The following is an 8,177-nucleotide window of genomic DNA, read 5'->3' as shown; positions in this document are numbered from 1 at the left end:
GGTAAGAGCACCGAGGTCACCGGGCTGAACCTGCGCCGCGTCGACGACCTCAGCGTCGAAGTCCACGGCGATCCGGCAACGCACCTCGGCCGGCTCATCCGGGCCTGCTGGGACCTCGGAGAACACCCCGACTACACCCGGCTCCGCCGCTGGGCCCACCAGTTTGGCTACGGCGGCCACATCACCACCAAGAGCCGCGCATTCTCCGCGACCCTCGGCTTCATCCGCCTGCAGCGCACCATCTGGCGGCGCACCGAGGGCTACCCCCACACCTGGGACGACGAACAAACCGAGCGAGTCATCTACGAACTCGGCTATCAGGCCACCGGCTGGATCAGCACCGGAGACGCCTTGCTCGCCAACACCGCCGCTGCCATGGCCCGCGCCCGACACCAAGCCGGCCTCGACGCCCTGACCGACGAGCTGGCCGCCCACCGCGCCACCGCCGGCCAACCTCTGGCCGCTTGACACGTACGTGTCAACACCTGCCCGGATCGCCGGGTGCTCGTTCTTTGACAACTCCACAGCGCATCTGCCAAAACGCCGGAAGGGCGCCGGTTGAGGTCAGGTCAGGTCGCACCTGGAGCCGCAGTACGGGCAGAACGCACGTTTTGCGTTCGATGCCACCTCGGTATCGCACTTCGCGCAGTGACCGCTTTCCCACAAGCCCTGGTCAATTCCAAGGCCGCCGTCGTAGTAGTCGCGGTCAGGCCAGGCGACCAGCTCCAACTGAAGACCTGGCTCGTCCTCGTAGTCGGTCACTTGGGCCAGGGCCAACTCCGTTCGGCTGCCGTAGTGGTCCTCGGTGTACTGCGGCAAGACACGGCGCAAGACATCAACGAGCTCGTACACCGGCAACGCCACGAGTTGCTCGGCGAGGCGGTCACGATCTTCATCTGTGGTCACGCAACAGACCATACGCGCGACTCCACCGCCCTCCGCCGGCTGCGGTCGGGCCGCCCGTCAAAGCAGCACTCCCTATCAAGCAAGCCGTTGGCGAAAGCCACGCCTACATCAGCACCAAACCCTAAGGAGGCACCACATGGATAGACGCCCAGTCCAGATCGTTCCGAAGTGGCATTCGCCGGCCGAGGTCGCCGCGATCCTCGGCTACGGCCTGTCGAAAGTGAAGATGAAGATCGCCACCGGGGAACTGCGCTCGGTCAAGGACGGCAAGTACCGCCGCATCCTGCCGGAATGGATCGATGAGTACATCCAAGCGCAGATCGATCGGGAGGAGGCGGCCTGATGCCCGGCAAACGCGCAAACGGCGAAGGCTCGATCTTCCGTACCGGAACGGGTTCGCCGCCTACGTCTGGGTCACCAAGCCCGACGGCAAACGCGCCCGCAAGTACGTCTACGGCAAGACCCGCGATGAGGTCCACGACAAATGGGTGAGGCTGCACCAGCAAGCCAAAGCCGGCCCGGTCGCCACGAGCATCCCCACGGTCGCGAACTACATGACGTACTGGCTCGCCGAAATCGTGGAGCCGAACCTCGCCCCGCTGACCTACGCCACCTACGAGACCCTGAGTCGCCTCTACATCGTGCCCGGTCTTGGCGCGAAACGGCTCGACGGCCGGCTGTCCGTCCGCGAGGTGCAGACCTGGCTCAACAAGGTCGCGAAGACGTGCCAGTGCTGCGCCCAGGGAAAGGACGAACGCCGACCACCGAAGAACCGGAAATGCTGCGCGATCGGCCGGTGCTGCCAAGACCTTCCGTCCGCTCGAACCGTGAAGGGCATCCGCGCTGTTCTCCGCTCGGCGCTCTCTCAGGCTGTGGTGGAGGAGCTGGTTGTCAAGAACGTGGCGGCGCTCGTGAAGCTCCCGCCCATCCGCGCCCGCAAGGGGAAGTCGTGGAGCAGTGAGGAAGCCCGCGCGTTCCTGGAATCGTCCCGCGACGGCGACGACTACCTGTACGCCGCCTACGTCCTGGTCCTCGTGCTCGGCCTACGCAAGGGCGAAGTCCTCGGTCTCACCTGGGACCACATCGAGTGGGACGGCTGGGACAAGCCATGCACCCCACATGGGGAAGACTTCTGCGAGCACTGCCGCGACAACCACGACATCAACCTCGTCATCGACAAGCAGCTCCAGCGGGTACGCGGCAAGCTTCTCCACCGGGCCACGAAGACCGAGGAGTCCGACGCTCCCCTGCCGCTGCCGGCCATCTGCGTCACCGCGTTGCGGCGCCGCTACCGCCAACAGGAGGCGGCCAGAGAGAAGGCCGGCGAGGCGTGGCACGACACCGGCATGGTCTTCACGACCCGCTACGGGCTGCCGGTCGAGCCGCGGAACTTCAACCGCTCCTACGACAGCCGCATCGGCCACGCCGGCGTCCCTAAGAGGGCGGTTCGAAGATCTTTGAGTTGGTCTGCGGCTTGAGTCCGTTTGGAGATCGTCCTGCAGGTTCGCTGTGGATAGGGATCACTCGATGTCGTGAAGATGAATCCCGGTCATAACCGTGGGCGGTTAGCGGCGTTGGGCTGGTCATGGGTGATCGAAAGCCGTATCCCAGTGATGTCACTGACGAGCAGTGGGCGCTGATCGGCCCGTTCCTGGACGCGTGGAAGGCCAAGCGCGTCTCGGTTTCGGGTCATCAGGGCGACTACGACCTGCGGGAGATCGTGAACGCGATCCTCTACCAGAACCGGACCGGCTGTCAGTGGGCTTATCTGCCGCACGACCTGCCGCAGAAGTCGGCGACGTACTACTACTTCGCGTTGTGGCGTGACGACGGCACCGACCAGGCGATCCATGAACTGCTGCGCTGCCAGGCGAGGGAGAAGGCCGGCCGCCGGGAGGATCCGACCGCGGTCGCGTTGGACACCCAGTCGTTGCGCGCGGCCAACCACGTGCCCGCGGCGACGACTGGTAAGGACGCCGCGAAACGAGTGCCCGGCCGTAAGCGGGGCCTGGCCGTGGACGCCCTCGGCCTGATCATCGCCGTGGTGGTGGCCGCCGCGTCGATCACCGACAACGCGATCGGGATCAAGCTCCTGGACGAGGTCGCCGAGCACACCCCGACGGTCACCCGGGCCTGGGTGGACGCCGGCTTCAAACAGGACGTCGCGGTCCACGGCGCCGTCCTGGGCATCGACGTCGAAATCGTCAAACGCTCCGACACCGACCAGGGGTTCGTGCCGGTCCGCAAGCGGTGGATCGTCGAGCAGGTCAACGGCACGCTGATGCTGCACCGCCGCCTCGCCCGCGAATACGAGAGCCGACCGGAGTCATCGGTGTCGCGCACCCTGTGGGCATCGATGGCCAACATGGTCCGGCGACTGACCGGCACCAACACCCCGTCCTGGCGGCACCGGTGAACATCACCACGATCCTCGACCTGATCGCCGAACGCGAAACCGCCGCAGGTCAGGCCGCCGATCGGCTACGCCAGCAGATCACGACGCTCACCGCCGAACTCGCCCGCATCGACAGCGAACTGGCCGACCTGGCGACCACCCGCACCACCCTGCAAGCACTGACCGCCGCCGAGTTCACGGCCGAGGATCCAACCGTCGCCAGCGCCCCCTACCAGCAGATCCTTGCCGTCCTCCACGCCGCGCCCACCGGGATGCGGGCCAAAGACATCTGCATCGCCGTCGGCGTCGAGCCCTCACCCAAGCACGTCGAAGGTGCCCGCGCGAGACTGAAACGCCTGGTCAGCCGCCAGATCCTCACCGAGACCGAACCCGGAATATTCGCTCTTGCCCCGAAAAGGACCTAGTCTTCCGAACCGCCCTCTAAGATCACCGTTCACGACGCCCGACGCACCTGCGGTTCGCTGCTGGTCGACCTGGATGTGCATCCCCGGATCGCGATGGCGATCCTGAGACACGCGGACTTCTCGATCACGATGGAGATCTACAGCCAGGTCTCGTCCAAGGCCACCCGCGAAGCCCTACGGAAGCTCGGCCAGAGCCTCGATCAATGAGCCGTTGCTGTACTTCGCTGCTGTACAAGATCAGAAAAGGCCATCCGGAAGATTCCGAATGGCCTTTGACCTGCGTCGGGACGGCCGGATTTGAACCGACGACCCCTTGACCCCCAGTCAAGTGCGCTACCAAACTGCGCCACGTCCCGATGCCCCCGCGTGGTGTTCCCCGCGGCAGCCGGTACAGCTTAGCGCAGGATCTTCGCACCGCGCGCACAGGCCCCTCCTGTGCCGCACGTGCCCCGCGCCACTCCCCCTAGAGCGTCCTAGGAAAGAAGCCGCCGGGAGAGATCCCGGCGGCTTCTTCGGGGACGAGGGTCAGCCGTGGGCCTTGCCGCGGCCGCCGGGGCCGAGCTTCTTGCGGGCGCGTACCGAGATGTCGATCGGGCTGCCCTCGAAGCCGAACTCCTCGCGGAGCTTGCGCTCGACGAAGCGCTGGTAGCCGGCGTCCAGCGGGCCGGTGGTGAAGAGCACGAAGCGCGGCGGAGCCACCCCGGCCTGGGTGGCGAAGAGGATGCGCGGCGCCCGGCCACCGCGTACCGGGTGCGGGGTGGCCTGGACCAGGGCGGTGAGCCACTGGTTGAGCTGCGCGGTCGGGATCCTGGTCTCCCAGCTCGCCAGGGCCTTGCGCAGCGCCGGGGCGAGCTTGTCGACCGCCCGGCCGGTCTTGGCCGACAGGTTGAGCCGGATCGCCCAGGGGATGCGGCGCAGCTCCCGGTCGATCTCCTTGTCCAGGTAGTAGCGGCGCTCGCCGTCGACCAGGTCCCACTTGTTGAAGGCGATGACCAGGGCCCGGCCGGCGTCCACCACCATGGAGAGGATCCGCTGGTCCTGCTCGCTGATCACCTCGCTGGCGTCGAGCAGCACCACGGCCACCTCGGCCGCCTCGATCGCCGAGGCGGTCCGCAGGCTGGCGTAGTACTCGGTGCCGCTGGCCTTGCCGACCCGCTTGCGCAGGCCGGCGGTGTCCACCAGTTGCCAGGTCTCCCCGCCGATCTCCACCAGGCTGTCGACCGGGTCGACGGTGGTGCCGGCGACCGAGTCGACCACCGCCCGCTCCTCGCCGGAGAAGCGGTTGAGCAGGCTGGACTTGCCGACGTTGGGGCGGCCGACCAGGGCCACCCGGCGTGGGCCGCGGGGCCGGTGCTCCAGCACCTTGGGGGCCTCGGGTAGCACGTCCATGATGGCGTCGAGCAGGTCGCCGGAGCCCCGGCCGTGCAGCGCGGAGACCGGGTACGGCTCGCCGAGCCCGAGCGACCAGAGCGAGGTCGCCTCCATCTCGATGGCCGTGTTGTCGGCCTTGTTGGCCACCAGGATGACCGGCTTGGCGCTGCGCCGCAGCATCTTCACCGCGGCCTCGTCGACGTCGGTCGAGCCGACCATCGCGTCGACCACGAAGAGCACCGCGTCGGCCGTGGCGACGGCTGCCTCGGCCTGCGCGGCGATGGCCGCGGCCCGGTCCTTCGCGTCCGGCTCCCAGCCGCCGGTGTCCACCACGGTGAACGCCCGGCCGTTCCACTGCGCGTCGTACGGGACCCGGTCGCGGGTCACGCCGGGGATGTCCTCGACGACCGCCTGGCGGCGGCCGATGATCCGGTTGACCAGGGTCGACTTACCCACGTTGGGGCGGCCGACCACGGCCACCACGGGCTGCGGGCCGGCCGGCTCGCCGGAGTCGAGCTCCGGCTCGACGAGCTCCACCCAGCCGCTGTCCTCGCTCACGCCGCCGGTTCGCTCGCTCACGCCACGCCCCGCTCGGTGAGCAGCGCGCGCAGCCGGGCGACGACCTCGTCGATGCCGAGCTCGGTGGTGTCCAGCACGACCGCGTCCGGGGCCTGCTGGAGCGGGTTGACCGTGCGGGTCGAGTCGAGCTTGTCCCGGCGGGCCAGGTCGGCGGCGGTGGCGGCCACGTCGGCGGCGTCCTCGGCGCTGCGCCGCTGGGCACGGGCCGCCTCGGAGGCGGTCAGGTAGACCTTCAGGTCGGCGTCCGGGGCCACCACCGAGCCGATGTCCCGGCCCTCGACGACGATCCGGCCGGTGTCGGCGATCACCTGCCGCTGCCGGGCGACGAGCAGCTCGCGGACAGCCGGCACGGCGGCCACCGCGGAGACCGCGCCGGTCACCTCCGGTCCGCGGATCTCCTTCGCCACGTCGACCCCGTCGACGGTCACGCCGTACCCCTGAGGGTCGGTGCCGATGCGCAGGTCGACCTCGCCGGCGACCTTGGCCACCGACTCGGCGTCGGTCAGCTCGACGCCGGAGCGCAGCACCGCCCAGGTGAGCGCCCGGTACATCGCACCGGTGTCGAGGTAGCGGGCCCCGAGGCTGACGGCGAGCCGCCGCGAGACGGTGGACTTACCCGAACCGGACGGCCCGTCCACAGCGACCACGCAGCGCCCGGCCGGTACGTTTTCCTCCACCGTTGTCCTCCTCAGCCCGTACCTCGCGGGCCGCCGGTGTCTCCGGTGCCGTTGAGCGGTTGTCCATCGTCGTCAATCATGCCCGCACCGCGCGGGTCGGCCACGCGCGACGCCGCCGGGGGCGATCCGCGCCACCCGCCGGCCCGCGGGCCGCGTCGAAGCCTACCGGGACCCGTACCCCGACGGGCGGGGTCAGTCACCCACCGCCTTGAACAGCGCGGCGACCTCCGCGTTGGTCAGCCGCCGGGTGCGCCCGGCGCGCAGGTCGCCCAGCCGGATCGGCCCGATGGAGGTACGCACCAGGCGGGACACCGGGTGCCCGACCTCGGCCAGCAGCCGCCGGACGATGTGCTTGCGCCCTTCGTGCAGGGTCACCTCCACCTGGGCGGTCTTGCCCAGGGTGTCCACCACCTTGAAGGAGTCGACCTTGACCGGCCCGTCCTCCAGCTCCACCCCGGCCGCCAGGCGCTTGCCGAGGTTGCGCGGGATCGGCCCGGACACCTCGCACAGGTACGTCTTCGGCACCCCGTACGACGGGTGCATGAGCCGGTGGGCGAGGGTGCCGTCGTTGGTGAGCAGGAGCAGGCCCTCGCTGTCCGCGTCGAGCCGCCCGACGTGGTAGACCCGCTGCTCCACCCGGTTGCCGAGGAAGTCCGACAGGGCCGCGCGTCCCTTTTCGTCCGCCATGGTGGAAACCACCCCACGCGGCTTGTTCATCGCCAGGTAGACCAGGCGGGTGTCGACCTGGAGCCGTTCCCCGTCGACGTGGATGACGTCCCGGGTCGGGTCGGCCTTGTCGCCGAGCTGGGCGACCCGCCCGTTGACCGTGACCCGGCGCCGGAAGATCAGGTCCTCGCAGGCGCGCCGCGACCCCACCCCCGCGGCGGCGAGCACCTTCTGCAGGCGCTCGGCATCCTCGTACACGGGGGCGTCGGGCTTCGGGGCACGGTCATCGCGTCGCATCGGCAAGCTCTTCTACGTCGTCGGGGAGGAAGGGGGCCAGGGGCGGCAGGTCGTCCACCGAGTTCAGCCCCAGCTTCTCCAGGAACATCGTGGTGGTCCGGTAGAGGAACGCCCCGCTGTCCGCTTCGGTGCCGCACTCCTCGACCAGGCCGCGGGAGACCAGGGTACGGATCACCCCGTCGCAGTTGACACCCCGGATGGCGGAGATCCGCGACCGGGTCACCGGCTGCTTGTAGGCGATCACGGCCAGGGTCTCCAGGGCGGCCTGGGTCAGCCGTACCGACTGCCCGTCAAGCACGAACCGCTCCACGTAGGTGGCGTATTCCGGCCGGGTGTAGAGACGCCAGCCACCCGCGGCCCGGCGCAGCTCGAAGCCGTGCCCGGCGGCGGTGTAGCCGGCGGCGATCTCGTCGAGCATCGGGCCGATCCGCTCCGGGGCCTGCTCGAGCACCTGGGCCAGGGTCAGCTCGCTGACCGGCTGGTCCACCACCAGCAGGATCGCCTCCAGCGCGCCGCGCAGCTCGGCGTCGTCCAGCTCGGGCGCGGGCTCCGGCGCGGGCGCCGCCCGCCGCCGCCCCCGCTTCCCGGGTACGCCCGCCGCGTCCCCCTCCCCCGTCGCCAGGTCGGCGGGTGGCACGTCGGCGCCGGCCAGCTCGTCGGTGGCCGGGTCGACTCCCGTCGGCTCCCCCGCGCCGGTCGACTCCGCCTCGGACGGCATGGAGATCTTGGAAGAATCCGGCCCCTGGAGGGGCCGTTTCCCGCCAAGATCTGCGGAGGGCTCGGGCTCCACGTCCGCGGCGGGGTCCGGCTCCGACTCGGCGGGGGGCTGCGGGGGTGCGGGGCGCTCCCACGGGGGGATCC

9 protein-coding genes, 1 tRNA gene and 2 pseudogenes are annotated in these 8,177 nt (G+C 69.6%); 6 read left to right on the top strand and 6 right to left on the bottom strand.

All coding sequences use genetic code 11. The features are described 5' to 3' along the window. Positions 1 to 468 (top strand): replication initiator (locus ONA70_RS32595; RefSeq protein ID WP_319959434.1); only part of this gene is annotated, 468 nt, incomplete at its 5' end. Positions 469 to 564: 96 nt separating this feature from the next. On the opposite strand, the gene ONA70_RS32590 is transcribed toward ONA70_RS32595, so the two are convergent. Continuing rightward, on the bottom strand, positions 565 to 906 hold the full coding sequence (locus ONA70_RS32590) for a zinc ribbon domain-containing protein (protein WP_265010330.1): 342 nt from the start codon (positions 904 to 906) through the stop codon (positions 565 to 567). A 136-nt stretch (positions 907 to 1,042) separates the two neighbouring features. Between ONA70_RS32590 and ONA70_RS32585 the strand changes: the two genes are divergently transcribed. The 5 genes and pseudogenes from ONA70_RS32585 to ONA70_RS32565 form a co-directional block, all read left to right on the top strand. Then, the gene (locus ONA70_RS32585; protein WP_265010329.1) at positions 1,043 to 1,249 is read left to right on the top strand and encodes an excisionase family DNA-binding protein; all 207 of its coding nucleotides are present in this window, start codon (positions 1,043 to 1,045) and stop codon (positions 1,247 to 1,249) included. Then, positions 1,249 to 2,354 (top strand): annotated as a pseudogene (locus tag ONA70_RS32580) (site-specific integrase); the annotation flags it as partial. The gene ONA70_RS32585 and the pseudogene ONA70_RS32580, both read left to right, overlap by 1 nt. 137 nt (positions 2,355 to 2,491) lie before the next feature. Continuing rightward, positions 2,492 to 3,322: an IS5 family transposase gene (locus tag ONA70_RS32575; protein ID WP_265010328.1), complete on the top strand. Its 831-nt coding sequence runs from the start codon at positions 2,492 to 2,494 to the stop codon at positions 3,320 to 3,322. Continuing rightward, the gene (locus ONA70_RS32570) at positions 3,319 to 3,726 is read left to right on the top strand and encodes a hypothetical protein (RefSeq protein WP_265010327.1); all 408 of its coding nucleotides are present in this window, start codon (positions 3,319 to 3,321) and stop codon (positions 3,724 to 3,726) included. The genes ONA70_RS32575 and ONA70_RS32570 overlap by 4 nt, the downstream gene beginning before the upstream one ends. Positions 3,727 to 3,744: 18 nt before the next feature. After that, positions 3,745 to 3,933, top strand: a pseudogene (locus tag ONA70_RS32565) (site-specific integrase); the annotation flags it as partial. A 75-nt stretch (positions 3,934 to 4,008) separates the two neighbouring features. Here ONA70_RS32565 and ONA70_RS32560 read toward each other — a convergent pair. The 5 genes from ONA70_RS32560 to scpB all read right to left on the bottom strand — a co-directional run bounded on the left by ONA70_RS32560 (position 4,009) and on the right by scpB (position 8,175). Then, positions 4,009 to 4,082: transfer RNA gene (locus ONA70_RS32560), tRNA-Pro, on the bottom strand. A gap of 169 nt (positions 4,083 to 4,251) precedes the next feature. Then, complete coding sequence (gene der / locus ONA70_RS32555; protein WP_265010331.1) at positions 4,252 to 5,655, bottom strand: ribosome biogenesis GTPase Der; 1,404 nt, start codon at positions 5,653 to 5,655, stop codon at positions 4,252 to 4,254. 17 nt (positions 5,656 to 5,672) lie between these two features. Next, a complete protein-coding gene (gene cmk, locus ONA70_RS32550; protein WP_265010326.1) occupies positions 5,673 to 6,353 on the bottom strand; it encodes a (d)CMP kinase in 681 nt (226 codons plus the stop codon). Positions 6,354 to 6,545: 192 nt separating this feature from the next. Next, positions 6,546 to 7,316 carry a pseudouridine synthase gene (locus ONA70_RS32545; protein ID WP_265010325.1) on the bottom strand — a complete coding sequence of 257 codons (771 nt, stop codon included), beginning with the start codon at positions 7,314 to 7,316 and terminating at the stop codon, positions 6,546 to 6,548. Beyond that, positions 7,303 to 8,175, bottom strand: a complete 873-nt coding sequence (gene scpB / locus ONA70_RS32540) for an SMC-Scp complex subunit ScpB (protein WP_265010324.1) — start codon at positions 8,173 to 8,175, stop codon at positions 7,303 to 7,305. The genes ONA70_RS32545 and scpB overlap by 14 nt, the downstream gene beginning before the upstream one ends. Between the last annotated feature and the right edge of the window lie 2 nt (positions 8,176 to 8,177).

The sequence above is a fragment of the Micromonospora yasonensis genome, assembly GCF_026013475.1.
Taxonomy (GTDB): Bacteria; Actinomycetota; Actinomycetes; order Mycobacteriales; family Micromonosporaceae; genus Micromonospora; species Micromonospora yasonensis.
The sequence above is the reverse complement of the archived record's forward strand: the minus strand, read 5'-3'. Positions and strand labels throughout refer to the sequence as shown.